Annotated in this window: 24 protein-coding genes; 13 read left to right on the top strand and 11 right to left on the bottom strand. The window is 37.4% G+C overall.

All coding sequences use genetic code 11. From position 1 onward, the window contains the following. Nucleotides 1-73 precede the first annotated feature (73 nt). The 8 genes from Q0L65_RS07935 to Q0L65_RS07970 all read left to right on the top strand — a co-directional run bounded on the left by Q0L65_RS07935 (nt 74) and on the right by Q0L65_RS07970 (nt 8,588). A complete protein-coding gene (locus Q0L65_RS07935; protein WP_264534095.1) occupies nt 74-484 on the top strand; it encodes a BrxA/BrxB family bacilliredoxin in 411 nt (136 codons plus the stop codon). Nucleotides 485-870: 386 nt separating this feature from the next. Continuing rightward, nucleotides 871-2,232: a rhodanese-related sulfurtransferase gene (locus Q0L65_RS07940; protein ID WP_296685063.1), complete on the top strand. Its 1,362-nt coding sequence runs from the start codon at nt 871-873 to the stop codon at nt 2,230-2,232. 159 nt (nt 2,233-2,391) lie between these two features. Next, nucleotides 2,392-3,684, top strand: coding sequence for a regulatory iron-sulfur-containing complex subunit RicT (ricT, locus tag Q0L65_RS07945; protein WP_296685065.1), 1,293 nt, complete (start codon nt 2,392-2,394; stop codon nt 3,682-3,684). Next, nucleotides 3,668-4,147 carry a gliding motility lipoprotein GldH gene (locus tag Q0L65_RS07950; RefSeq protein WP_296685067.1) on the top strand — a complete coding sequence of 160 codons (480 nt, stop codon included), beginning with the start codon at nt 3,668-3,670 and terminating at the stop codon, nt 4,145-4,147. Before ricT ends, Q0L65_RS07950 begins: the two co-directional genes overlap by 17 nt. Before the next feature lie 18 nt (nt 4,148-4,165). Next, nucleotides 4,166-6,475 carry a transglycosylase domain-containing protein gene (locus tag Q0L65_RS07955; protein ID WP_296685212.1) on the top strand — a complete coding sequence of 770 codons (2,310 nt, stop codon included), beginning with the start codon at nt 4,166-4,168 and terminating at the stop codon, nt 6,473-6,475. Nucleotides 6,476-6,652: 177 nt separating this feature from the next. After that, on the top strand, nt 6,653-7,351 hold the full coding sequence (locus Q0L65_RS07960; RefSeq protein ID WP_296685069.1) for a CoA transferase subunit A: 699 nt from the start codon (nt 6,653-6,655) through the stop codon (nt 7,349-7,351). 36 nt (nt 7,352-7,387) lie between these two features. Then, on the top strand, nt 7,388-8,047 hold the full coding sequence (locus Q0L65_RS07965) for a CoA transferase subunit B (RefSeq protein ID WP_296685070.1): 660 nt from the start codon (nt 7,388-7,390) through the stop codon (nt 8,045-8,047). Between the two features lie 403 nt (nt 8,048-8,450). Continuing rightward, nucleotides 8,451-8,588, top strand: a complete 138-nt coding sequence (locus Q0L65_RS07970; protein ID WP_296685073.1) for a hypothetical protein — start codon at nt 8,451-8,453, stop codon at nt 8,586-8,588. Between the two features lie 248 nt (nt 8,589-8,836). Here Q0L65_RS07970 and Q0L65_RS07975 read toward each other — a convergent pair whose 3' ends face one another. The 11 genes from Q0L65_RS07975 to hemA all read right to left on the bottom strand — a co-directional run bounded on the left by Q0L65_RS07975 (nt 8,837) and on the right by hemA (nt 20,286). Next, a complete protein-coding gene (locus Q0L65_RS07975; protein WP_296685074.1) occupies nt 8,837-10,438 on the bottom strand; it encodes a fumarate hydratase in 1,602 nt (533 codons plus the stop codon). Nucleotides 10,439-10,511: 73 nt separating this feature from the next. After that, a complete protein-coding gene (locus Q0L65_RS07980; RefSeq protein WP_296685076.1) occupies nt 10,512-11,081 on the bottom strand; it encodes a transposase in 570 nt (189 codons plus the stop codon). Nucleotides 11,082-11,249: 168 nt separating this feature from the next. After that, the gene (locus Q0L65_RS07985; protein ID WP_296685078.1) at nt 11,250-12,674 is read right to left on the bottom strand and encodes a nucleoside recognition domain-containing protein; all 1,425 of its coding nucleotides are present in this window, start codon (nt 12,672-12,674) and stop codon (nt 11,250-11,252) included. Between the two features lie 116 nt (nt 12,675-12,790). Continuing rightward, nucleotides 12,791-13,504, bottom strand: a complete 714-nt coding sequence (locus tag Q0L65_RS07990; RefSeq protein ID WP_296685080.1) for a 3'-5' exonuclease — start codon at nt 13,502-13,504, stop codon at nt 12,791-12,793. A 152-nt stretch (nt 13,505-13,656) separates the two neighbouring features. Then, a complete protein-coding gene (locus tag Q0L65_RS07995; RefSeq protein ID WP_296685081.1) occupies nt 13,657-14,130 on the bottom strand; it encodes a methylated-DNA--[protein]-cysteine S-methyltransferase in 474 nt (157 codons plus the stop codon). Between the two features lie 109 nt (nt 14,131-14,239). After that, the gene (gene hemB, locus Q0L65_RS08000; protein ID WP_296685083.1) at nt 14,240-15,235 is read right to left on the bottom strand and encodes a porphobilinogen synthase; all 996 of its coding nucleotides are present in this window, start codon (nt 15,233-15,235) and stop codon (nt 14,240-14,242) included. 119 nt (nt 15,236-15,354) lie between these two features. Continuing rightward, entirely contained in the window at nt 15,355-16,263 is a 909-nt protein-coding gene (hemF, locus tag Q0L65_RS08005; RefSeq protein ID WP_296685085.1) for an oxygen-dependent coproporphyrinogen oxidase, read from the bottom strand. Nucleotides 16,264-16,359: 96 nt separating this feature from the next. Further along, nucleotides 16,360-17,385 (bottom strand): uroporphyrinogen decarboxylase, encoded by a 1,026-nt coding sequence (gene hemE / locus Q0L65_RS08010; RefSeq protein ID WP_296685087.1) that lies wholly within the window; start codon nt 17,383-17,385, stop codon nt 16,360-16,362. Between the two features lie 39 nt (nt 17,386-17,424). Continuing rightward, nucleotides 17,425-18,108 (bottom strand): uroporphyrinogen-III synthase, encoded by a 684-nt coding sequence (locus tag Q0L65_RS08015; RefSeq protein WP_296685089.1) that lies wholly within the window; start codon nt 18,106-18,108, stop codon nt 17,425-17,427. Next, nucleotides 18,108-19,031, bottom strand: coding sequence for a hydroxymethylbilane synthase (gene hemC / locus Q0L65_RS08020; protein WP_296685091.1), 924 nt, complete (start codon nt 19,029-19,031; stop codon nt 18,108-18,110). Before hemC ends, Q0L65_RS08015 begins: the two co-directional genes overlap by 1 nt. Further along, a complete protein-coding gene (gene hemA, locus Q0L65_RS08025) occupies nt 19,024-20,286 on the bottom strand; it encodes a glutamyl-tRNA reductase (RefSeq protein WP_296685094.1) in 1,263 nt (420 codons plus the stop codon). Before hemA ends, hemC begins: the two co-directional genes overlap by 8 nt. Nucleotides 20,287-20,516: 230 nt before the next feature. Here hemA and Q0L65_RS08030 point away from each other — a divergent pair, with 230 nt between their 5' ends. The 5 genes from Q0L65_RS08030 (at nt 20,517) to Q0L65_RS08050 (ending at nt 25,372) form a co-directional block, all read left to right on the top strand. Further along, nucleotides 20,517-21,389 (top strand): AraC family transcriptional regulator, encoded by an 873-nt coding sequence (locus Q0L65_RS08030; RefSeq protein ID WP_296685096.1) that lies wholly within the window; start codon nt 20,517-20,519, stop codon nt 21,387-21,389. 10 nt (nt 21,390-21,399) lie between these two features. Beyond that, nucleotides 21,400-22,419 (top strand): ferrochelatase, encoded by a 1,020-nt coding sequence (gene hemH / locus Q0L65_RS08035; RefSeq protein WP_296685098.1) that lies wholly within the window; start codon nt 21,400-21,402, stop codon nt 22,417-22,419. A 78-nt stretch (nt 22,420-22,497) separates the two neighbouring features. Further along, nucleotides 22,498-23,046, top strand: coding sequence for a CopD family protein (locus Q0L65_RS08040; RefSeq protein WP_296685100.1), 549 nt, complete (start codon nt 22,498-22,500; stop codon nt 23,044-23,046). A 116-nt stretch (nt 23,047-23,162) separates the two neighbouring features. Next, complete coding sequence (locus tag Q0L65_RS08045) at nt 23,163-24,578, top strand: ATP-binding protein (RefSeq protein WP_296685214.1); 1,416 nt, start codon at nt 23,163-23,165, stop codon at nt 24,576-24,578. Between the two features lie 11 nt (nt 24,579-24,589). After that, nucleotides 24,590-25,372: an enoyl-CoA hydratase-related protein gene (locus Q0L65_RS08050; protein WP_296685102.1), complete on the top strand. Its 783-nt coding sequence runs from the start codon at nt 24,590-24,592 to the stop codon at nt 25,370-25,372. Nucleotides 25,373-25,378 lie beyond the last annotated feature (6 nt).

The following is a 25,378-nucleotide window of genomic DNA, read 5'->3' on the forward strand; positions in this document are numbered from 1 at the left end:
ACAATTTCTATTTATCTTTGCCTAAGATTTTTTAAAATCTAACATCGTATATCATAAATCTAATATAATAATTATGTATCCAGAAGAAATGGTAAGACCAATGAAAGCGGAATTAGTTGACGCTGGTTTTCAAGATTTACATACTGCTGAGGCTGTTGAAAACGCCATCAAAGCAGCAGGAACCACTTTAGTAGTAGTGAATTCTGTTTGTGGTTGTGCTGCAAGAAACGCACGTCCAGGAGCAAAAATGAGTTTAGAAGGTGCCAAAAAACCAGATCATTTAGTAACGGTTTTTGCAGGTGTGGACAAAGAAGCAGTAGATGCAGCGCGTCAACACATGTTTCCTTTCCCTCCTTCTTCGCCAAGTATGGCTTTGTTCAAAGACGGTGAATTAGTTCACATGTTAGAGCGTCACCATATTGAAGGTCGTCCAGCCGAATTAATTGCTGAAAACTTACAAGACGCTTACGCTGAATTTTGTTAGACTAGCCACAAACCTGCCAGCCGCAGGCAGGGACGCTAAGTCACAAAGATTTTTTCTAAACCATTAAGAAATCAAGAAAATTAAGTCAAAACTTAATGAAGCTTAATACCTTAATGGTTTTTTATTTATGAACTATTTTGGCTGAGTTTTGTTAGACTAGCAACAAAGGCGCTAAGTCACAAAGAAAATTATTTACCGCAGATTCACAGATTTTTAATACCAATCTGCGAATCTTCGGTTTGTTTTTTATAATAATTGGCAATTCAAAAAAAATCTTTGCGCACTTTGTGAAAAACCTTTGTGGGCTTTGTGGTTAAATATTATCTTTGCACCCGAGTTCTTCCAATTAGAACTCCTACATAATTTCTCACTTAAACGTTTATAGCATGCAACTGTACAACACCTTAAGCGCAGAAGAAAGAGCCGAGCTGATTGATCAAGCGGGCAAACAAAGACTTACTTTGTCTTTCTATGCGTATGCCAAAATTGAAGACCCTAAAAAATTTAGAGACGATTTATTCGTTGCTTGGAATGCATTAGATGCGCTTGGTCGTACTTATGTAGCCAAAGAAGGAATTAACGCCCAAATGTCGGTGCCTGCCGAGAATTTCGAAGCCTTTCGCGAAACTTTAGAAGCCTATGATTTTATGCGTGGCATTCGTTTGAATGTGGCCGTAGAACACGACGATCATTCGTTTTTGAAATTGACCGTAAAAGTCCGCGATAAAATTGTAGCCGATGGATTGAACGACGAAACTTTTGATGTAACCAATATTGGTGTGCATTTAAAAGCTAAAGAATTCAATCAAATTTTAGATGACCCCAACACCATTGTGGTCGATTTTAGAAATCATTACGAAAGTGAAATCGGTCATTTTAAAGGCGCCATTACTCCCGATGTGGAGACTTTTAGAGAAAGTTTACCCATTATCAACGAGCAATTACAAGACCATAAAGACGACAAAAACTTGGTAATGTACTGCACAGGAGGTATTCGTTGCGAAAAAGCATCGGCCTATTTCAAACACCAAGGTTTTAAAAATGTGTACCAACTGGAAGGCGGTATTATCAATTATGCCAAGCAAATCCAGGAAGAAAACTTAGAAAGTAAATTCATTGGAAAGAACTTTGTATTTGACCACCGCTTAGGCGAAAGAATTACAGACGATATCGTTTCGCAATGCCATCAATGTGGGAAACCGTGCGACAACCATACTAACTGTTCTAATGACGGTTGCCATTTATTATTCATTCAATGTGACGAATGCAAAGCCGCAATGGAAAATTGTTGTTCTACCGAATGTTTAGAAACCATTCATCTTCCAGTTGAAGAACAAATAAAATTACGTCGCGGTAAACAAGTAGGCAATAAAGTATTCCGAAAAGGAAAATCAGAAAATTTAAAATTCAAACATTCGGGCGAACTTTCGGATACTGCTTTGGCCACAGCCTCAAAAACAACTGATATTCGTCAAAAAATAAAAGTAAAAAAAGTCCTTTTAGGCAAAGTCGAGCATTATTACGTTAAAGCACAAGTAGGTCTTTTTATAATAGAAAATAATGAATTTAAGATCGGTGACACGTTAATAATTTCTGGACCAACTACAGGAAATCAAGAGTTGATTCTAGAAAAAATGTTAGTGAATGGAACCGAACATTCAACTGCAAAAAAAGGTGACAAAGTAACGGTTGAAGTACCTTTTAGAGTCCGATTGTCTGATAAATTGTATCTTAAAATACAAAATTAACGCAACTTAGTCTTTAAAAATTCTATCCCATTTCGTAACTGAAATGGGATTTTTTCTTTAACAAAAAGGCCATCAACTTAAAACTAAAAAATACTATCTTTACACCTTATTCGTTTTAAGAACTTAAGTTGCATTCATTGCAACACTACATATAAAATTATGGCATGTACAAGTTGTTCAACTGCTGATGGTGGTGCACCAAAGGGTTGTAAAAATAATGGGACTTGTGGCACCGATAGCTGCAACAAATTAACGGTTTTTGACTGGCTTTCTAACATGAGTGCGCCCAATGGCGAAGCTCCTTTTGACTGCGTGGAAGTCCGTTTTAAAAATGGAAGAAAAGAATTTTACCGCAATACCGAGAAACTAACCTTAAGCATTGGTGACATTGTGGCTACGGTAGCTTCACCCGGTCATGACATCGGAATTGTTACTTTAACGGGCGAATTAGTTCGAGTGCAAATGAAGAAAAAAGGAGTCAATCCTGAAAGTGCCGAAATTGCAAAAATATACCGAAAAGCCTCTCAAAAAGACATTGACATTTGGTCAGCAGCAAGGGATCGTGAAGAGCCTATGAAAGTGCGCGCACGTGAACTGGCTATCGATCAAAAATTAGAAATGAAAATTTCTGATATTGAATTCCAAGGAGACGGTTCTAAAGCTACTTTTTACTATACTGCCAATGACAGAGTCGATTTCCGTCAGTTAATTAAAGATTTTGCTAAAGAATTCAGCACCCGAATCGAGATGAAACAAGTGGGTTTTCGTCAAGAAGCCTCTCGTTTAGGCGGAATTGGCTCTTGCGGGAGAGAGTTGTGTTGTTCTACTTGGTTGACCGATTTTAGAAGTGTAAATACCTCGGCGGCACGTTACCAACAATTGTCTTTGAATCCGCAAAAATTAGCGGGTCAATGTGGTAAATTGAAATGTTGTTTGAACTATGAGTTAGACACCTACATGGATGCCTTGAAAGATTTTCCTGATTTTGACACCAAATTAGTGACTGAAAAAGGAGACGCTATTTGCCAAAAACAAGATATTTTCAAGGGTTTAATGTGGTTTGCTTACACTAATAATTTTGCCAACTGGCATGTATTAAATATCGAACAGGTTAAAGAAATTGTTGCTGAAAACAAATTAAAAAACAAGGTTTCTTCTTTAGAAGATTTTGCAATTGAAACCGTTGACGAACAAGAAAAGAACTTTAACAATGCGATGGGACAAGAGAGTTTAACTCGTTTTGACCAACCCAAGAAAAAGAAAAGACCGAACAAAAAACCGAGACAAGCTGTGGAGGGCAACGCAGGAAACAACAGACCTGCTAACCCAAACAACAACAAGCCTTCAGGAAATAACAACAGACCTAACAATAACAAGCGTCCGAATCCAAACCAAAAAAGCGGAGAGCCAAGAAAACCGATAATTATTACTAAAAATGAGGATAAAAAATAGTCTTATTTTTCTTTTAATGGGAATTCTCTTTTTTTCTTGTGATAAAAAAAGAGTGTTTGACGAGTACCATTCTGTGGGTAGTGCTTGGCACAAGGACAGCACGGTCACTTTTCAATTACCCGAATTGGATTCGACTAAACGGTATGATTTATTTGTCAATTTGAGAAGCAATGACAATTATCCGTTCAACAATTTGTTTTTGATTGTGGCGTTAGAATTACCTAACGGTTTTACCAAAGTAGATACTTTAGAATACCAAATGGCAAAACCTGACGGAACCTTACTTGGGGAAGGATTTACGGACATCAAAGAGAGTAAATTATTTTACAAAGAAAATGTAAAATTCAGAGGAAAATACAAAGTATACATCAAACAAGCGGTTCGTGAAACAGGTAAAGTACCTGGGGTAGAACAGCTAGAAGGAATTACAGACGTAGGTTTTAGAATAGAAAATAAAGAATAGAATTGTATTATGGCTATTATTAATCGAAAAAAAAATCAAGTACCAGACTCAGAAAAGGATATTCAATATTACTCTAAATTATTTTGGAAGTATTTCTTTTATGGTATGGGAGGCATCGCCTTGTTTTTCTTATTTGCTTCTTGGGGGCTTTTGGGTTCCATGCCTTCTTTTGAAGATTTAGAAAATCCCGACTCAAATTTAGCAACAGAAATTATCTCTGCTGACGGAGTAGTGATTGGAAAATATTTTGAAAAAAACCGTTCCCAATTAAAGTATTCCGACTTGCCTAAAAACTTAGTACAAGCACTTGTCGCTACCGAAGACGCGCGTTTCTACGAACATTCAGGAATTGATGGCAGAGGAACATTAAGAGCTATCTTAAGCTTTGGAACCAGTGGTGGAGCCAGTACGCTAACCCAACAATTAGCCAAGCAATTATTCCACGGAGAAGGTTCAAAATTTTTACCTTTCCGTATTATTCAAAAAGCAAAAGAATGGATTATTGCCATTCGTTTGGAAAGACAATACACCAAGAACGAAATCATCGCGATGTATTGCAATGTGTATGATTTTGGAAACAACTCTGTAGGGGTTAACTCGGCAGCTAAAACCTATTTTTCAAAAGAACCTAAAAATTTAACCATTACTGAATCAGCAGTATTAGTAGGAATGTTTAAAAATTCTGGCTTATATAACCCAGTTAAAAATATTGAAGGGGTAACTAACCGACGCAATGTGGTTTTGAAGCAAATGGAAAAAGCTGAGATTATTACCGAAGCTCAAAAACTAAAACTTCAAAGTTTACCTATCAAATTAAACTTCAAATTAGAAAGCCACAAAGACGGAACAGCTACTTATTTCAGAGAATATTTGAGAGAATACATGAAAAAATGGGTAGAAGAAAATAAAAAACCAGACGGATCTGATTACAATATTTACAAAGACGGTTTACGCATTTACACGACTATCGATTCCCGTATGCAATTGTATGCTGAAGAAGCTGTAGAAGCCCACATGGCTAACTTGCAAGAAGAATTCTTCGACCAAGCCAAGGAGAATAAAAACGCTCCATTTGTCAATATTTCTCAAGCCGAAACCGATCGTATCATGAAAAAAGCCATGAAAGCTTCTTCCCGTTGGAACATCATGGAATCGATGGAAAAAAGCGAAGAAGAAATCATTGCTTCGTTCAAACAAAAAACCAAGATGAAAGTCTTCACTTGGAAAGGAGAAAGAGATACCATTATGACGCCCTTGGATTCCATTCGTTATTACAAACACTTCCTTCAATCTGGCTTAATGGCAATGGAACCTCAAACGGGTAATATTAAAGCTTGGGTAGGTGGCATCAATTACAAATACTTCCAATACGATCACGTAGGTCAAGGAGCAAGACAAGTAGGTTCCACTTTCAAACCATTTGTTTACGCTACAGCTATCGAACAATTAGGCATGTCGCCTTGCGATTCGATTTTGGATGGCCCTTTTATGATTCGTAAAGGAGAACACAATGTAACCGAAGATTGGGAACCACGAAACTCGGACAACAAATACCGCGGAATGGTCACTTTAAAAAGAGCTTTAGCCAACTCCATTAATACCGTTTCAGCCAAATTAATTGACAAAACAGGTCCTGAAGCCGTTGTCGAATTAACGCATAAATTAGGAGTAACTTCTGAAATTCCGGCGCAACCATCAATTGCACTTGGAGCAGTAGAAATTACCGTACAAGATATGGTGGCGGCTTATAGCACGTTCGCTAATCAAGGAGTATACGTAAAACCGCAATTTTTAAGAAAAATTGAAGATAAAAGTGGTGTAGTTCTTTACGAACCCGTTCCAGAATCACACGATGTATTGAACAAAGACATTGCATTTGCAGTAATTAAATTATTAGAAGGTGTAACCGAAGGCGGTTCTGGAGAACGTTTACGCACCGAAGGTGGCGGAAACGGAGACAACCGTTGGACAGGCTATCCGTACATGTTTAAAAACCCAATTGCTGGTAAAACAGGAACCACTCAAAATCAATCCGATGGTTGGTTTATGGGAATGGTACCTAATTTAGTTACTGGAGTTTGGGTAGGTTGCGAAGACCGTTCAGCTCGTTTCAGAAGCCTTACTTATGGTCAAGGAGCTACTGCCGCCTTACCTGTTTGGGGTTATTTTATGAAAAAATGTTACGAAGACGAAACGCTCAACGTATCCAAAGAAGATTTTGACAGACCCGCTAATCTTTCTATAAAAGTAGATTGTTATTCTAGGCCGGCCGCAGTAGTAAAAGATAGTACGGACACCGAACAAAGTACCGAAGAATTCGAATTATAAAATAAATTGCGAGGAATAAAGCATTCTCTAGGAGCTATTTCCCGCCATTCACTGTATCTTTAAGGCTGAACACCAGCCTTAAAGGATGCCGTTGCTGTCAGGGCTAGGGTTTTTGTTTTCAGTTGGAATAGACGAAATTTAATACTGTTTTCATTTCATGACTAAATACCAAAAAACATGATTAACAAAAAAGTATCCTCCGTACAAGAAGCCCTTCAAGGTATTGAAGACAATATGACCCTTATGTTGGGTGGCTTTGGTTTGTGCGGCATTCCCGAAAATGCTATAGCTGAATTAGTCCAAAAACAAACCAAAAATCTCACTTGTATTTCCAATAACGCAGGAGTTGATGACTTTGGCCTAGGTTTATTGTTACAGCACAAACAAATCAAAAAAATGATTTCTTCCTATGTGGGAGAAAACGCCGAATTTGAACGTCAAATGCTTTCAGGCGAATTAGAAGTAGAACTCATTCCGCAAGGGACACTGGCCGAACGTTGCCGCGCAGCACAAACCGGAATAGCCGCTTTTTTCACTCCCGCAGGTTATGGTACCGAAGTAGCACAAGGAAAAGAAACACGAGAATTCAATGGAAAAATGCACGTTTTAGAACATGCCTTTCAAGCCGATTTTTCTATTGTAAAAGCTTGGAAAGGCGACACGGCGGGCAATCTTATTTTCAAAGGAACGGCACGTAATTTTAATCCGTGTATGGCAGGTGCCGCAAAAATCACCATCGCCGAAGTCGAAGAATTAGTCGAAGCGGGTACTTTGGACCCTAATCAAATTCACATTCCAGGCATATTCGTGCAACGCATTTTTCAAGGTAAATTTTTTGAGAAACGAATTGAACAAAGAACTACTAGAAAAAAATAATTTGAAAATTATTCAATTTGAAAATTTGAAAATGAAATGGCATTAGACAAAAATCAAATCGCAAAAAGAATCGCACAAGAAGTCAAAGACGGCTACTATGTCAACCTAGGAATTGGGATTCCGACCTTGGTGGCAAATTATGTACGCAATGATATTTCAGTTGAATTTCAATCGGAAAATGGCGTGTCAGGCATGGGACCTTTCCCTTTTGAAGGTGAAGAAGATGCCGACTTAATCAACGCGGGTAAACAAACCATTACGGCACTTCCTGGAGCCAGTTTTTTTGATTCGGCATTGAGTTTTGGGATGATTCGTGGGCAACACGTCGATTTAACTATTTTAGGTGCTATGGAAGTGGCCGAAAACGGGGATATTGCCAACTGGAAAATCCCCGGAAAAATGGTCAAAGGAATGGGCGGCGCAATGGATTTAGTGGCCTCTGCCGAAAATATAATCGTAGCTATGATGCATGTCAACAAAGCCGGCGAAAGTAAGATTCTTAAAAAATGTACCCTACCGCTTACGGGTGTAGGTTGCGTCAAGAAAGTCGTAACTGAATTGGCAGTGATGGAAGTCACTCCAAAAGGGTTTCAACTACTAGAACGCGCACCAGGTGTAAGCGTCGAACATATTATTGCTGCAACCGAAGCCAACTTAATCATTGAGGGAGAAATTCCTGAAATGAAAATTGACTAATATACTCGCTGCAATTGCAAAAATCAATTTCAAAAAGCAAAATTAAATTTCAAAATTAGATTGTTTTAATCTCTAGAGATGGAATAGTATTTAACCACATAGAAACATAGACTTGATAATAAAAAATTAAGAATAGATAGACGTTTCACTATTCACATAGGGAGAAAAATGGAAAGGATAGTTAGAAACCTTCACTCCTTTTCAAATTCTATTGATTAATCCCGTAGGGATTGTATATTGGTAACACAACGCTCCATATGAGTCAGAAGTCCCTTAGGGACGATATGGTCTTTAGCTAATTCCATGTGTAGAAATCAAAAGAAAATCTACTTTAAAATCAGGAAATTAATTTTATATTGCTACATATTGACACAATGAAAACTAATCAACCAAAAACTATAGTATGAAAAAAGGGCATACCCAAATAGACCACAATGAGAAAGAAGACCATTGGTATTATATAGGAGATTGGTATTTTTACAATGAAATGAGACAACTCGATTCTATAAAAACCTATAAAAAAGAGGAGTATAAAAAATAGCTACTATCCTTCTGAGGGTTTTATAAGAAACCCTCTCCTTCAAGATAGACCGCGTTAGGGATAGAAGCGGCATCCTTTTGTTTTAGATTGCCGCGTCGTGCCTCCTCGCAATGACTGAAACAAAAGATAAAGCGTACAGCCCGGCCAACGCCCAAAAAATAAAAAACCTGCAAGACAATTATGCTTTGCAGGTTTTGTATTTTAAACCTACAAGGTTTTGGAAACCTTGCAGGTTAGGTCTTATTACATTACAAATTCTCAAAGAAGTCATTCCCTTTATCATCGGTAATAATGAAGGCTGGGAAATCTTTCACTGTAATTTTACGCACGGCTTCCATGCCTAATTCTTCAAAGTCCACTACTTCTACTTTCAAGATGTTATCTTGTGCCAAGATAGCGGCTGGTCCACCAATAGACCCTAAATAGAATCCGCCGTAGGTTTTACAAGCATCCGTCACTTGTTTGGTACGGTTTCCTTTGGCCAACATAATCATACTTCCCCCTGCTTTTTGGAACTCTTCTACATACACATCCATACGGCCTGCAGTGGTAGGCCCAAAACTTCCTGATGGCATTCCCTCCGGAGTTTTAGCGGGTCCTGCATAATAAATTGGGTGGTTTTTAAAATAGTCGGGCATTGGTTTACCCGCATCCAATAATGCTGCGATTTTGGCGTGAGCGATATCACGTGCCACGATCAAAGTTCCGTTTAATTTCAAACGGGTTTTGATTGGGTATTGCGACAACTCGGCTAAAATATCTGCCATTGGTCGGTTCAAATCCACCTCAACGGGTGCTTCCAAATGTGGTGGCGTAGCTGGTAAAAATTGTTTTGGATTGGTTTCCAATTGCTCTAGAAAAATCCCGTCTTTGGTAATTTTTCCTTTGATATTTCTGTCTGCCGAGCACGAAACTCCCAAACCAACAGGACAAGAAGCGGCGTGACGTGGTAAACGAATCACACGCACATCATGAGCAAAATATTTTCCACCAAATTGCGCTCCAATGTGACTTTCTTGACAAAATTCCAACACTTTTTGCTCCCATTCTAAATCACGGAAAGCCTGACCTGCCATATTTCCTGAGGTAGGTAAATTGTCGAAATAGCCTGCTGAGGCTTTTTTAACTGCAGCCATATTCGCTTCGGCAGAAGTACCTCCAATAACTAAAGCCAAATGGTAAGGCGGACAAGCCGAAGTTCCTAAGTCTTTGATTTTTTGACGAACAAAAGCCTCCATCGATTTTTCGTTCAACAAGGATTTGGTTTGTTGGTACAAAAACGTTTTGTTGGCTGAACCGCCGCCTTTTGCTAAAAACAAAAACTCATACGAACCGCCTTTTTTAGCATAAATATCGATTTGTGCTGGTAAATTAGAACCTGAATTTTTTTCTTCAAACATCGAAATTGGAACAATCTGCGAATAACGCAAATTCTTCTTTTGATAGGTATTAAAAATTCCTTTTGACAACCACTCAGCATCATCGACACCAGTATATACATTTTCACCTTTTTTGGCCATAACAATTGCCGTTCCGGTGTCTTGACAGGATGGCAACTGACCTTCTATGGCTACGGCTGCATTTTGCAATAAATTATAGGCCACAAAACGATCGTTATCTGTTGCTTCGGGGTCGTTCAAAATGTTGTTTAATTTTTGCAAATGTGTTGTTCGCAACATAAACGAAACATCATTCATAGCTTCTTGCGCTAGCAATTCCAATCCTTTTGGATCAATGGTTAGAATTTTTCTATCGCCCAGTTGTTCGACTTGTACAAAGTCAGAACTAATTTTTTTGTACTGCGTATCGTCTTTTAAAATTGGATACGGATCTTGATATATAAAGTCCATGTAATGAATTTTTAGAAAAGTAAAGTTACGAATAACCTGCAAGGTTTCCAAAACCTTGTAGGTTTATAATCTTCTACTCAAAAGTAAATTTTTCCGAGACTATTTCACGTTTGAAATCGTGACAATAAATGAAATTTTCAACTCCTCCGAAGCAAGTGAGAACTTCATCTCTTACTAATTTAGTGGGTTTGTCTGAAATTATTGATTGATACGATGAAAACAAAAAAAATTTGTAATCAATATCTAAGTGATGTTGCGGATTGAGATGAACATATTGAATTAAATTGGTCAAGTACGTTTGACTTTCAATTTGTATTCTTCTGAAATGCTTTTCGAATAAACTTCCTGTTCTGTCAGATTGTTTGTTGAATGCTTTAGCATAAGCATTGAATAAATTAGACAAGGCTTGGGTGATTTCTTCTTCTTTAAGAACACGTATTACAAAATGAAAATGATTATCCATTAAACAATAGGCAAAAGTATCCGCTTTGTTTTCTAAATATTTTAAATAGAGTTTTAAAAAATAACGTTTGTTTTCACCAGAAGCAAAGATAATTTCTCCATTTATACCACGATTATAAATGTGATAGAACTTGTCTTTTTCTAAAACTTCTAATTTCATTGGATCTTTTCTTTTTTTCATACCTACAAGGTTTTGAAAACCTTGCAGGATAATTCAATAGTTCATGATGAAAGGTCTTTTTTTGGCCTTGTAAGAAAATGGGGGGGTTCTCCTGCAAGGTCTTTTTGACCTTGTAGGTGTTGCTTTGTTGATACCTACAAGGTTTTAAAAACCTTGTAGGTATCCTATTTAAAAAAACCAACTCGCTACCAAAATCGCTGTAATGACACAAATTAAATCTACCAAAAGCATAGTACTAAGGGCATAGCGTGTGTTTTTAATGTTGATAGAACCAAAATATACCGCAATTACATAAAACGTACTTTCGGCACTACATTGAAAAATACTGCTTAATCTTCCCGTTAACGAATCGGCGCCAAAAGTATTCATGGAATCAATTAAAAATCCTCTAGATCCAGCAGAACTAAAAGGTCGTAACATAGCTACCGGTAAAGCGTCTGTGATTTCTTTGCTTACGCCAATATTCGAAAACACAAAAGAAATTCCGTTGCTGATGATTTCAAACAAACCACTATTTCTGAATAACGAAATAGCTACCAACATAGCCAAAACATAAGGAAAAATAACGACTCCCGTTTTGATTCCGTTATTAGCTCCAACCACAAAGGATTCGAAAACTGTTGTTTTTGCTTCTGTGAATTTTTTCTCTTTAACGAATGAGAATATCAATGTGAAAACTATTATAGCAACTAATATTAAAGCAGAAAGGTTACTTGTAAAATAGTTTTTACCAATTAAATCCAATGAATTTACATACATCAATAAACCCACAATAGCTGCAATTAAAACCATTAACGACACTACTAAAGAAGCGCTTTTAAAATTGATTTTTTGCTTAATTCCAACAATTAAAAAGGCGGCAATTGTTCCAATAAACGAAGTGATAATACAAGGTAACATCACGTCGGCAGGATTGCTAGCGTTAGCTGCCGCACGATATCCAATTATTGAAGTGGCGATCAAGGTTAGTCCTGAAGCATGCAAACACATGAACATGATTTGGGCATCACTAGCTTTATCTTTTTCTGGATTGAGTTCTTGCAAACTTTCCATTGCTTTTAAACCAAACGGAGTGGCTGCCGAATCCAATCCAAGGAAATTAGCAGCAAAGTTTAAGGTCATGTACGAAATAGAAGGGTGATTTTCTGGAACAGAAGGAAAAACTTTTACAAATACGGGACTCAAAATTTGAGCTAATTTACCAGACGCTCCCGATATAATTAATAACTCCATCAAACCACAAAAGAAAGCCAAATAAGCAATAAGAGGTAAAATCAAATCGACCAAAGTGCTTTTGCAAGTGGCTAATAAACCATCCGATTTTTGGACTCCACTATAGATTTTAACTGTTTTGTTCGCGTACACATAAGTAGTATCTGCATTGATTACCATCGTTTGATCAGGTGCTTTAGTAATGCTGTCTTTGACAAAAGCAGGAACTTGTTCCAAATACTTTTCAGCAACCAAAATAGGATCGTCTTTCTTCCCATTTAACAAATGATCAATAGTATAATTGTCACCCGAAAATAAACTAAAAACTACAAAAGCAATGGAGGAAATAAAAATAACCAACCAAAATCTACTTAATACCATAATTTATATTTTTTGTAAAAATATAGATTTAAACCCAACAGATTTAAAAAAAATAACACGGATTACACAAATTATCACTAACTCAATTGGTGGAATCTGTGGAATTTGTGTTTCGATTAAACATGAATAATTTCGTCATCAATCAACAAATCTTCGCGTCGCAAGCGAAGGAAAATCTGTGCTACGGCAATCGTGTCTTTTTCGCAATAGGTCACAATGCGGTCGATGTCTTTTTCTACATAATAAACATGCCCCACCTGACTGCCGTCGATATCGCCTTTTGAAGAAGGAATTCCCAATACTTTACACATCAATTTCAACGAAGTGAAATGCTTGTAATCGCCAAATTTCCACAATTCTAAAGTATCTAAATGCGGAATTTCCCATGGTTTTTTGCCAAATAAATTCAGCTTGTTCGGAATAGGAATTTGGTTGATAATCATACGGCGCGCTAGAAACGGAATATCAAATTCCTTAGCATTGTGTCCACACAAAATATGTTGGGCTTGATTGAAATGATTGTTCAACAAATTATTAAAATCGCGTAAAATTTTCTTTTCGTCGCCAAAAAAAGAAGTCACTCTAAAATTACGCACATCGCCTTTAATTACAAAATATCCCACCGAAACACAAACAATTTTACCAAATTCTGCCCAAATTCCAGCACGGTCATAAAACTCCTCGGGGCTAAAATCGTCCTTGCGTTGGTACTGGGTTTTGTTTTCCCAAAGCGCTTTCATTTCGTCGTCAAGCGAATGGAAATATTCTTCTTCTGGAACGGTCTCGATATCTAAAAAGAGAATGTGGTTGAGGTTAATTTTTTCGATCATGGGATATATGGGTTAGATAGTTAGACTAATTAGATTTTTAGATGATTAGATTTATGGATAACTAGATTATCAGAAAATAAATATACTAAACTGCCAGTATTTTAAGATTAAAATCTATCTAAATTTCTAAAAATCTATAAATCTAATCTGTCTCATTCAAAAAGACTTTGTTGCGTACTTGGGTTTTCGTGTTCGAGCAACCACTTTTTGCGCCACAAACCTCCAGCATAACCGGTAAGCGAACCATCCGTGCCAATTACTCGATGGCAAGGCACTACAATCCATAACGGATTTTTACCATTGGCCGAGGCTACCGCACGAATCGCTTTTACATCGCCAAGTTGTTTCGCTAATTCCAAATAACTCATGGTTTTGCCAAAAGGAATTTCGCATAATCCTTTCCATACTTTTTGTTGGAATTCAGTTCCAGCAGGATTCAATGTTAAATCAAAATGTGTTCTTTGCCCATCAAAATAGTCTTGGAGTTGCGCCACCGCTTCTTGTAAAACAGACGGAATTACCTTAGAAATTTCTCCTTCATCAGCAATCGAAATTATTGCAATGCCGTTTTCGTCGCCTTTAATGGTGGCCATTCCTAAAGGTGTTTTGATATTCACTGTTTCCATTGGATAAAGATAATCGATTTTGGTTCAAAATAAAAAACCACCCGAGTAGTCGAATGGTTTTTGTTGTTTTCAAAGCTTCCAGCCTTTTGAAGGCTGGAAGCTTTGGCTATTATTTCTTCAATAATATCGCTGCTTCTTTCGCAAAATAAGTCGAAATCAAACTGGCTCCGGCACGTTTGATGCACATCAATTGTTCCATCATAATTTTGTCGTTGTCGAGCCAACCTCTTTCGGCTGCAGCCTTAATCATCGCATATTCGCCCGACACATGGAAAACCGTTACGGGAACATTCACGGCATTTTTTACTTCGCGAACGATATCCAAATAGGCTATTCCTGGTTTTACCATGACCATATCAGCACCTTCTTCTACATCCCAAAGGACTTCTTTGATGGCCTCAATACGATTAGCATAATCCATTTGATAGGTTTTTTTATCTTTTGGCACTACTACATCCGATTCTCTTGGCGCACTGTCTAAGGCATCTCGAAACGGACCATAAAACGCCGAAGCATACTTGGCCGAATAACTCATAATTCCCACATTTTCAAATCCTGCTGCATCTAACCCTTGGCGCAAACGCAATACGCGTCCGTCCATCATATCGCTTGGTGCAACAAAATCGGCTCCCGCTTGTGCATGCGAAACCGCCATTTTTACCAAAGCATCGTTGGTTGCATCATTGGCTACATCACCATTTTCAATGATTCCGTCGTGACCATAAACAGAATACGGATCCAATGCCACATCAGGCATCACAATCATCTCAGGACAAGCTGCTTTGATGGCACGAATAGCTTGTTGCATCAATCCGTTTGGATTCCACGCTTCTTTGCCTATGTTGTCTTTTAAATCTTCGCTTACTTTTACGTAGATATTCACAGCACGAATCCCTAAATCGAATAATTCTTGAACTTCTTTTACGGTTAAATCAATCGAACGACGAAAAATTCCTGGCATCGATGGAATTTCGACTTGTACATTTTCTCCTTCTGCAATAAACATCGGAAACATAAAATCGGCTGGACTTAATGTCGTTTCACGAACTAAAGAACGAATGCTTTCGTTCACACGTAATCTTCTACCTCTGTGTAATGGAAACATAATCGGCCCCCTAACCCCCAAAGGGGGAATTCCTATTAGGGGTCAATAGGTTTTAAGTTAATTCATAATTTTATTTATAGACAAAACATCAGTTTATTTGGTGTTTCCCCCTTCGGGGGTTAGGGGGCTATCCATTCAACTGGTTTTTCTAACACTTTAATTAATTTTTCTTCTTCGCTTCCAGCCACAGGATGATGGTCATAATGCCATTGAACGTGTGGTGGTAAACTCATTAAAATACTTTCTATTCGGCCATTGGTTTTTAATCCAAATAAAGTGCCTTTGTCGTGAACCAAATTAAATTCGACATAACGACCACGGCGAATTTCTTGCCAAGTGCGTTGCTCTGATGTATAGGCTACGTCTTTTCTTTTTTCTACGATGGGCAAATACGCTTCAAGGAAAGAATTCCCAACTTCAGTAACAAAGTTGTACCAATCTTCCATCGATTGTTCTTCGGTTGCTTTTAAATAATCGAAAAACAAACCTCCCAATCCTCTGGCTTCGTTTCTATGTGCGTTCCAAAAATACGCATCACATTGTTTTTTGTATTTCGGATAAAAATCAGAATTGTGTTTGTCACAAGCTGTTTTACAGGTTTGGTGAAAATGAATGGCATCTTCTTCAAACAAATAATAAGGTGTTAAATCTTGGCCTCCGCCAAACCAACTATTGATTACCTTTCCGTTGTCATCGTACATTTCGAAATAACGCCAATTGGCATGCACCGTTGGCACCATTGGACTCTTAGGATGAATGACCAAACTCAATCCGCAGGCAAAGAAATCAGCTTCGCCTACGTTGAATAATTTTTGCATCGAATCCGGTAATTTTCCGTGAACGGCTGAAATATTAACGCCTCCTTTTTCAAAAACGTTACCGTTTTCTATCACACGCGTTCTTCCACCACCGCCTTCGGGTCTGTCCCAAAGATCTTCACGAAATTTGGCAACGCCATCTATCTTCTCTAATCCTTGACAGATTTGATCTTGCAGGTTTTGTATGTAGGTATAGAATTTGTTTTTCATTTTTCTCTTTTCCTGCAAGGTCTTTGAGACCTTGTAGGTAGTTATATTATTTTTTAAAACCTACAAGGTTTTGGAAACCTTGTAGGTAGTTTCTGATTACTGACCGTACTCCTTCACCGCTTCCACAAACGCTTTCGCATGCTCTACGGGAATATTGGGTAAAATACCGTGACCTAAGTTAACAATGTAATTGTCCTTGCCAAATTCGTCAATCATTTCATGCACCATTTTTTTGATGGTTGGTATTGGAGACAACAAACGACTTGGGTCAAAATTTCCTTGTAAGGTAATATTGCCACCTGTTAAATAACGGGCATTTCTTGGCGAACAGGTCCAATCTACACCTAAAGCTGATGCTTTTGATTTGGCCATTTCGCCTAAAGCAAACCAACACCCTTTTCCGAAAACAATTACTTTGGTATCTTCCGCAAGTGCTTCTACAATTTGGTTGATGTATTGCCAAGAAAACTCTTGATAATCTACTGGAGACAACATGCCTCCCCAAGAATCAAAAATCTGAATGGCATTACAACCTGCTTTCACTTTTTCTTTCAAATATAAAATAGTGGTATCGGTAATTTTTTGCAACAACGTATGCGCTGCTACTGGGTTTGAAAAACAAAATCCTTTTGCTGTGTCAAAACTTTTAGAACCTTTTCCTTCCACCGCATAACAAAAAATCGTCCAAGGAGAACCAGCGAAACCAATCAATGGCACCTCATCGTTCAACATTTCTTTGGTCAACTTGATGGCATCAAAAACGTATCCCAATGTTTCGTTTACATCTGGAACAAATACTTGATTCACTTGCTCCATCGTACGAATCGGATTGGGAATTATCGGACCTAAATTGTCTTTTAATTCTACGTGAATACCCATGGCACGTGGCACCACCAAAATATCAGAAAACAAAATGGCAGCATCTGGTTGCACAATACGAATAGGTTGTACGGTAATTTCAGCCGCTAATTCAGGGGTTTCGCAACGCGTAAAGAAATCGTATTTGTCACGTAACGCTCTAAATTCTGGCAAGTATCTTCCTGCTTGACGCATCATCCAAACGGGCGGACGTTCTACTTTTTCATTATTTAAAGCTCTTAAAAAAAGGTCGTTTTTAATCATTTTTATTTGTTTTGCCACAAAGGCGCAAAGGCACTAAGTTTAATTATAATAATATTCTTTAACTTCTGTAATTACATTTTCAACCGAAGGATATTCGGCAATTACGATGTTTTTTATGTGTTTGTTTTCCAAAGCCTCAGCGGTAGTTTCGCCAATGCAAAAGCATAATTCTTTTTTGATTGTATTCTCTTTCAAATAACTTGCTACTCCTGACGGACTAAAAAATAAAATCGCATCTACCGTAGTCGTTATCTTGTGTGGGTTCAATTTCGTTTCGTATACTTCAATTTCGTTGAACTCAATTCCGGCGTCTTTTAGTGCTAAAGGCAAAGTTTCTTTTCTCAAATTGCCGCTGAAAAAAGTATAGCTTCCATTAGCATAAATCAAACTGATGATCTCGGCTAAGTCCGAAGCATAATCTGTGTAGGCTACTACTTCAAAACCCGCATCGGTCAAAATTGTTTTACTTTTTACGCCTACGCAAAATACTTTTTTCTGCTGAAGTTCCGATTTTAATTCCTCAAATTGGGGGTGAGTTAAAAAACTTCGCACCGCATTCTGACTCGTAAAAATCAAATTGTCTTTAATTCCTTTTAAATCAAAATTTTTGGTTTCCACTTGAATGAAATTGGACTCCAAAACATCCAAACCAACATCCATCAAGACTTGTTTTTGATGACTCAAAAGCACTTTCGTCGATAAAATACGCGTTGGATTTGCCATTATTTTTTTAAAGTTGCTTTGATTTTTGTCATCAATTCGGCACCTCCGTTATTCAAAATTTCTTGAGCAGAATGGAAACCTAATTTTTTCCATTCGGATATATCCACTGATTTTTCAATTTCGATTTTTTGTTTTCCATCAACTGAAAACAATACCCCTTTAAATTCGATGGTGTCTTTTTCTTCGTCGTATTGTGCCAAAGCTCCAATTGGTGCGGTACATCCGCCCTCTAAAGTCTTTAAAAATTGGCGTTCAATATAGGTGCAAATTTCTGTTTCAATATCGTTCAACTGACTCACAGCGTCTTTGGTAAATTCGTCATTCGCCATTGCCACAACTAACATTGCGCCTTGTGCGGGAGCAGGAATCATCCAATCTAAATTGATATAATTTTCTGGTTTAAGATTGATTCGTTCCAAACCAGCGGCGGCAAAAACAGCTCCGTTCCAATCGCTTTCAGCTAATTTTTGCATGCGGGTATTTACATTGCCACGCAAATCAACTACTTGATGACTCGGATATTTGTGCCACCATTGTGCTTGACGACGCAAACTTCCGGTTGCAATAGTTCCTGTTGTAGTTAGGAAATCCAAGTTGCCTTTGTGAACCAAAATATCAAGAGTATTGGCGCGTTCCAAAACAGCGGCTTGTACAATCCCTTGTGGTAAAGCCGTTGGCACATCTTTCATGGAATGCACCGCAATATCCACCTGACCATTAATCATCGCAATATCCAAAGTTTTGGTAAAAATCCCAGTGATTCCTAGTTCGTATAAAGGTTTGTCAAGAATAATATCCCCTTGCGATTTTACCGCCACAATTTCGGTGGTATAGCCCAAATCATTCAGTTTTTTCTGAACGGTATGCGCTTGCCAAAGAGCCAATTCGCTATCACGGGTTCCTATGCGTATCGTTTTACTCATTCTTTTGTGTTGTGCCAATATTAAACACTTTCTCAATCCACTCAATACTTTCATCCACCATCGTTTCTTCGTCTTTAAGATGATTCGCAAAATGATTTGTGATTTTTTGAATGATTCTATTGCTAATGATTTCGGCTTGTTCTTCGTTAAAATCGGATAATTTTTTACGTTGAAAATTCAACTCTCCGTCTTTTATCGAATGTAATTTTTCTTTTAGAGCGTGAATCGTTGGAGCAAATTTTCTGCCTTTGGACCAAGTCAAAAATTCGTCTTTGATTTCTTCAATAATGGCCTCAGCAGCTGGGATATGTTTCTTTCTGTTTTCTAGCGTTTCATCCGTGATTTGTGATAAATAATCCATGTGAATCAAAGTAACTCCTTCAACATCTTCTACATTTTCATTCACATTTTTAGGGATGGATAAATCCAAAATCAACAACGGTTTTTTCAAATTCAAAATCGTTTTGTCCACCGTTGGGTTCTGAGCGCCAGTAGCCACTACCAATACATCCGCTTTCTGAATTTCCAATTGCAAATCAGCATAATCTTTAACTACCACATCTAATTTTTGTGCCAATTTTTCAGCTTTGTCTTTGGTACGATTGATTAAAGTAATTTGTTCGTGTTTCGAATGTTTCACTAAATTCTCGCAGGTATTTCTTCCGATTTTTCCTGTGCCAAAAAGCAAAATATTTTTGTTGCCAATATCATCCACATTATTCAAAATGTACTGCACCGAAGCAAAAGAAACCGAAGTCGCTCCCGATGAAATCTCGGTATCCGTTTTGATTTTTTTACTGGCTTGGATTACCGCATTCACTAAACGCTCTTGAAAAGCGTTCACTAAATCCACGGATTTGGCTTGAAAAAAGCTCGTTTTAATTTGAGAAATAATCTCAAAGTCGCCTAAAATTTGACTATCTAAACCGGTTCCCACTCTAAAAAGGTGACCTACCGCTTCTTTATTTTTGTAAACAAAACCATATTTTTGAAAGGCTTCAACCGACCCTTGACTGTTTTCACAAATCAATTTAATCAGTTGAAAAGGGTGTTCTGCAAAACCATAAATTTCAGTTCTGTTGCAAGTAGAAGTCACAATCAAACTTTCAATTCCTTCTGTTTTTGCTTGCTCCAGCAGGCGCATTTTTGCAACCGCATCCAAACTAAATTTTCCTCTTATCTCCGCATCAGCTTTTTTATAGCTTAAGCCAACGGCATAAAAAGAATGAGGTTTTGATGTATGATGGTTCTCCATAAAGTATACTTTTCTAAAAAGTGGAACAAAAATATCATTAAGGGTTTGATAAAAATAACGCTACAAGGGCTAATTGTGTCGCTGAATGATTTTTTGAATTGAATTCGTACTTTTATAGTAAAAAAATCTATTTTTGTACTAAAATCAAGTCTGTTTAAATTCGGTTTTGAAACGATTTTAAATCCTACTCTTGGATTTTAATCCTTTTTAGTTGCTAAAAAAATATCGCTATGGGTTCACAAGAAGTTATAACCATCGAAGACGACTTTACGCTAATTCGCTTTCAAAATGATAGCGCCGATCCTTTTCACGCACAACGCGAAGTGGGCAGTGGGCTGATTCAGTTTCATTTTGGAATTAAAGGGAATGCTAAATTCATTTTCAATCAAGGGAATTATGCTTTGGAATTAAAGGAAGAAAAATCACTGCTGCTGTACAATCCACAAAAAGAATTACCGTTGAATTTAGAATTGGCACCTAATTCTTGGGTGATTTCGGTAATTATTTCCATCAAAAAATTTCACGCGTTATTTTCTACCGAAGCCAATTATATCACATTTTTAAGTCCCGATAATAAAGATAAAAAGTATTATAACGAAGGAAATATCAGTCCGTCGATGGCAATTGTATTAAGTCAGTTGTTTCATTATAGCTTGCATCCTTCCATTAAAAATTTGTATTACAAAGGAAAAGGCTACGAATTATTGAGTCTGTATTTCAATAAAAGCGAAGACCCTAATGCCGAACAATGTCCGTTTTTAATTGACGAAGACAACGTTTTTAAAATCAAAAAAGCCAAAGAAATTATCATTGCCAATATGGCCGAACCACCTGGCTTACAAGAATTAGCCGACCAAGTGGGACTCAATTTGAAAAAATTAAAAATGGGTTTCAAACAAATTTATGGCGACACGGTCTATGGCTTCCTTTTTGATTACAAAATGGACTACGCTAGAAAATTACTCGATAGCGGCTCCTATAATGTCAACGAAGTAGGATTAAAAATTGGCTACAGCACCGGAAGTCATTTTATTGCGGCTTTCAAGAAAAAATTTGCCACCACGCCCAAAAAATATTTAATGTCAATTAACACCAACGTATAAAAAATAAAAAATGAAAGGAGTATTATTAGTCAATTTAGGTTCGCCAGAAAGTCCAACCGCTAAAGACGTAAAGCCGTATTTAGATGAATTTTTAATGGATAAATATGTAATTGACGTTCCGTTTTTATTGCGTGCCTTATTAGTTAGAGGGATTATTTTGCAAACAAGACCAAAAAAATCGGCGGAAGCGTATGCAAGAATTTGGACAAGCGAAGGTTCCCCTTTGATTGTGCTTTCTAAAAAAATGCATGAAAAAGTAAAAACTTTGGTAGACATTCCTGTAGCATTATCGATGCGATATGGCACAATGACTATTTTAAAGGGATTACAAGAATTACACGACAAAGGCGTAACAGAGGTGATGCTTTTTCCTTTATATCCGCAACACGCCATGGCTTCTACTACTACAATTTTGGTATTGGCAGAGGAGCTTCGCGCCAAGCATTTCCCGAACATGAAATTTACTAATGTTCCTGCTTTCTACAACAAACCAGGATATATTGAAGCCTTATCCAATTCTATCAAAAAACATTTAGAAGGTTTTGAATACGATCATTTATTGTTTTCGTATCACGGAATTCCGAAACGTCATATTCGTAAAACCGATGTTACCAAATCACATTGCACGATTGATGGTTCGTGTTGTAATACGCCTTCGCCAGCTCACGAATTTTGTTACCGTCACCAATGTTATGAAACTACAAAACAAGTAGTAAAATTACTGGGCATTCCAGAAGGAAAATACAGCCAAACCTTCCAATCTCGTTTAGCAGGTGACAAATGGTTAACGCCTTATACTGATGTGGAAATTAACAAAATGCCAGAAAAAGGAATTAAAAAATTAGCGGTGGTAACTCCAGCATTTGTTGCTGATTGTTTAGAAACATTGGAAGAAATTGCGATGGAAGCCAACGAACAATTTTTACACCACGGGGGTGAAGAATTTATGGCTATCCCTTGTATGAACGATGAAGACGAATGGTGTCAAGTTGTAGCAGATTGGATAAAAGAATTTGAAGCAAAAAAATAAAAATGAATTAGTGTTATTTACCGCAGATTCGCAGATTTCAAAAAGAATCTGCGAATCTGCGGTTAACAATTAATAATTATGGAATACTACAACTACCTAAAATCACTGCATCTTATTTTTGTCATCACTTGGTTTGCGGGATTGTTTTATATCGTGCGCCTTTTTGTGTACCAAATTGAAGCCTCGGAAAAACTGTCTCCCGAAAAAGAAATTTTGCAAGAACAATTGAAAATTATGAGTTACCGTTTGTGGTATATTATCACTTGGCCTTCGGCAATTTTGGCTAGTTTTTTTGCTTTTTGGATGTTGTTTTTTACCGAAATGGGCAATGCTTGGCTTCAAATGCCGTGGATGCAGGTCAAATTAGGGTTTGTATTTTTGTTGTATTTGTACCATTTGAAATGCCACCAAATTTTCAAACAACTGCAAAATAATGAAGTAAAACACACCGGGAATTTCATGCGAATTTGGAATGAAGGAGCTACTATAATTTTGTTTGCAGTCGTGTTTTTAGTCATTTTAAAAAATGCCGTGAATTGGATTTTTGGCGTAATTGGCATCTTTTTGTTTTCAATTATTATTATGCTTGGATTCAAATTTTACAAACGAATAAGAGAAAAAAAGTAATTAGTAAATAGTGATTAGCTCGTCACTATTCACTTTTTACTAATCAGTAATCACTCAATATGGCTAAAAGCTTTAAAATAACAATGCTTTCTCTTCGAACTAGGATTTTCCTGTCGATGATTGTATTGATTATTATGGCTTCTATTATTTTGGCTTCTATTTCGATTATTCAGTTTAAAAACGAAGCGAGAGAATACCATCAAGAGCGTTTGGAACGTAAGGAAAACGAAGTCAAAGAACACATCAATTATGTGCTTTCGACAACAACCTATCCGTTGACAACGCGTAATTTGCCTTTGATTTTTAAGGATAAAATTCACGAATTGGCACAAATTCATGCCATCGAAATCAATATTTACAGCCTAGACGGGAAACTATTGAAATCCTCCAAAGAGTCTTTTTCAGTAGATAAAGTGGCGCCGCCTATCCCTAAGTACATTTTAAAATTAGTGCGTTCCTCCATAGAGAAACGTTTCGTTGATATAAAAACTATTGACGGCGTGAAAAACCGATCTTCGTATAGTCAAATCAAAGACGACAAGTTCAAACCGCTGGGGATCTTAAATCTACCCTATGTCGAGGACGACAGTTTTTATGATAAAGAGTTGAACGGGTTTTTGATTCGTTTGGGGCAGGTGTATTCGTTCATGCTGTTAGTCGCTTTTGGCTTGGCTTATTTTCTTTCTACTTATATTACCAAATCGCTAAAAACGATTTCTGACAAATTGAGTGAAACCAGTTTGAATCAGAAAAACGAAAAAATTGGCGTGGAAGCCAGCAGTAAAGAAATCAATCTATTGATTAAATCCTATAATGCGATGGTGGACGAATTGGAAATTAGTGCTGTTAAATTAGCTCAAAGCGAACGTGAAGAAGCTTGGCGCGAAATGGCAAAACAAGTCGCCCACGAGATTAAAAATCCACTAACGCCAATGCGTTTGACTGTGCAGAGTTTTCAACGAAAATTTGAACCCAACGATCCCGAAATCAAACAAAAGATGAAGGACTACTCTGAAACTTTAATTCAACAAATTGACACGATGAGCGCAGTAGCCTCCGCATTTTCGAACTTTGCTTCGATGCCGGCCCAACAAAACGAAACGCTGAATGTGGTAGAAGTGGTGGAATTGGCTTTGGATATTTTCAACGAAGAGTATTTGGTTTTCGAAAAAGAATCAGAGGAAATTATTGCTAAAATTGACCGCACACAACTCATTCGAATCATTACGAATTTGGTTAAAAATGCCATTCAAGCTATTCCAGACCAACAAGAAACCAAATCCATTGTGGTGCGGGTTGAAAAAATCACAAAAATGGTTGTAATCACCGTGAAAGACAACGGAATTGGCATTAAAGAAAAAGATAAAACCCGAATTTTCGAACCTAAATTCACCACCAAAAATAGCGGAATGGGATTGGGTTTAAGTATCATCAAAAATATTATCGAAAATTACAAAGGAAGCATTACATTTGAAACACAATATGGTCAAGGCACCTCTTTCACCGTGAGTTTGCCTATTTTAAATTCTTAAAATATACCCAGATGAACTACGAAAATCTTTTGATTGCTATAGAAAATAAAATAGCGTTGGTCACTTTGAATCGTCCAGCAAAATTGAATGCATTAAACAAAGAAACTCTTGCCGAATTGCACGCCGCTTTTACTGATTTAGAAAAGAACGAAGCCGTTCAGGTGATTATCTTGACCGGAAGCGGTGAAAAAGCGTTTGTAGCAGGTGCTGATATTGCTGAATTTGCCAATTTCTCTACTCATGAAGGAACGCAACTCGCTGCTGACGGACATCAAAAGGTATTTGATCACATTGAAAACTTAAAAAAACCAGTCATTGCCGCTGTTAACGGATTTGCCTTAGGAGGCGGATTGGAATTAGCAATGGCTTGTCATTTTAGAGTAGCCTCTGATAATGCCAAAATGGGATTGCCTGAAGTGACTCTGGGATTGATTCCAGGTTATGGCGGCACACAACGTTTACCTCAATTAGTAGGGAAAGGTCGTGCCATGGAAATGATTTTAACCGCTACTATGATAACCGCTGCCGAAGCTAAAGAATACGGCTTAGTCAACCACGTAGTACCTCAACCCGAACTAATTGAATTTTGCCAAGGCTTGGCGCAAAAAATTAGCAAGAATGCACCTGTTGCAATTACGCAGGCCATTCAAGCAGTAAACGCTAGTTTTGACAAAACAAAAAATGGTTATGAAGCAGAAATTAATGCTTTTGGTAGATTGTTTGGCACTGCCGATTTCAAAGAGGGGACGACTGCCTTTTTAGAAAAAAGAAAAGCTAATTTTAGCGGAAAATAATTCAAA

This window comes from Flavobacterium sp. (assembly GCF_024642105.1).
Classification (GTDB): domain Bacteria; phylum Bacteroidota; class Bacteroidia; order Flavobacteriales; family Flavobacteriaceae; genus Flavobacterium.

Bases quoted from the DNA above. Each gene is read 5' to 3' on its own strand.
- Q0L65_RS07935 (WP_264534095.1), top strand. From the start codon at position 74: ATGTATCCAGAAGAAATGGTAAGACCAATGAAAGCGGAATTAGTTGAC.
- Q0L65_RS07940 (WP_296685063.1), top strand. From the start codon at position 871: ATGCAACTGTACAACACCTTAAGCGCAGAAGAAAGAGCCGAGCTGATT.
- ricT (WP_296685065.1), top strand. From the start codon at position 2,392: ATGGCATGTACAAGTTGTTCAACTGCTGATGGTGGTGCACCAAAGGGT.
- Q0L65_RS07950 (WP_296685067.1), top strand. From the start codon at position 3,668: ATGAGGATAAAAAATAGTCTTATTTTTCTTTTAATGGGAATTCTCTTT.
- Q0L65_RS07960 (WP_296685069.1), top strand. From the start codon at position 6,653: ATGATTAACAAAAAAGTATCCTCCGTACAAGAAGCCCTTCAAGGTATT.
- Q0L65_RS07965 (WP_296685070.1), top strand. From the start codon at position 7,388: ATGGCATTAGACAAAAATCAAATCGCAAAAAGAATCGCACAAGAAGTC.
- Q0L65_RS07970 (WP_296685073.1), top strand. From the start codon at position 8,451: ATGAAAAAAGGGCATACCCAAATAGACCACAATGAGAAAGAAGACCAT.
- Q0L65_RS07975 (WP_296685074.1), bottom strand. From the start codon at position 10,438: ATGGACTTTATATATCAAGATCCGTATCCAATTTTAAAAGACGATACG.
- Q0L65_RS07980 (WP_296685076.1), bottom strand. From the start codon at position 11,081: ATGAAAAAAAGAAAAGATCCAATGAAATTAGAAGTTTTAGAAAAAGAC.
- Q0L65_RS07985 (WP_296685078.1), bottom strand. From the start codon at position 12,674: ATGGTATTAAGTAGATTTTGGTTGGTTATTTTTATTTCCTCCATTGCT.
- Q0L65_RS07990 (WP_296685080.1), bottom strand. From the start codon at position 13,504: ATGATCGAAAAAATTAACCTCAACCACATTCTCTTTTTAGATATCGAG.
- Q0L65_RS07995 (WP_296685081.1), bottom strand. From the start codon at position 14,130: ATGGAAACAGTGAATATCAAAACACCTTTAGGAATGGCCACCATTAAA.
- hemB (WP_296685083.1), bottom strand. From the start codon at position 15,235: ATGTTTCCATTACACAGAGGTAGAAGATTACGTGTGAACGAAAGCATT.
- hemF (WP_296685085.1), bottom strand. From the start codon at position 16,263: ATGAAAAACAAATTCTATACCTACATACAAAACCTGCAAGATCAAATC.
- hemE (WP_296685087.1), bottom strand. From the start codon at position 17,385: ATGATTAAAAACGACCTTTTTTTAAGAGCTTTAAATAATGAAAAAGTA.
- Q0L65_RS08015 (WP_296685089.1), bottom strand. From the start codon at position 18,108: ATGGCAAATCCAACGCGTATTTTATCGACGAAAGTGCTTTTGAGTCAT.
- hemC (WP_296685091.1), bottom strand. From the start codon at position 19,031: ATGAGTAAAACGATACGCATAGGAACCCGTGATAGCGAATTGGCTCTT.
- hemA (WP_296685094.1), bottom strand. From the start codon at position 20,286: ATGGAGAACCATCATACATCAAAACCTCATTCTTTTTATGCCGTTGGC.
- Q0L65_RS08030 (WP_296685096.1), top strand. From the start codon at position 20,517: ATGGGTTCACAAGAAGTTATAACCATCGAAGACGACTTTACGCTAATT.
- hemH (WP_296685098.1), top strand. From the start codon at position 21,400: ATGAAAGGAGTATTATTAGTCAATTTAGGTTCGCCAGAAAGTCCAACC.
- Q0L65_RS08040 (WP_296685100.1), top strand. From the start codon at position 22,498: ATGGAATACTACAACTACCTAAAATCACTGCATCTTATTTTTGTCATC.
- Q0L65_RS08045 (WP_296685214.1), top strand. From the start codon at position 23,163: ATGATTGTATTGATTATTATGGCTTCTATTATTTTGGCTTCTATTTCG.
- Q0L65_RS08050 (WP_296685102.1), top strand. From the start codon at position 24,590: ATGAACTACGAAAATCTTTTGATTGCTATAGAAAATAAAATAGCGTTG.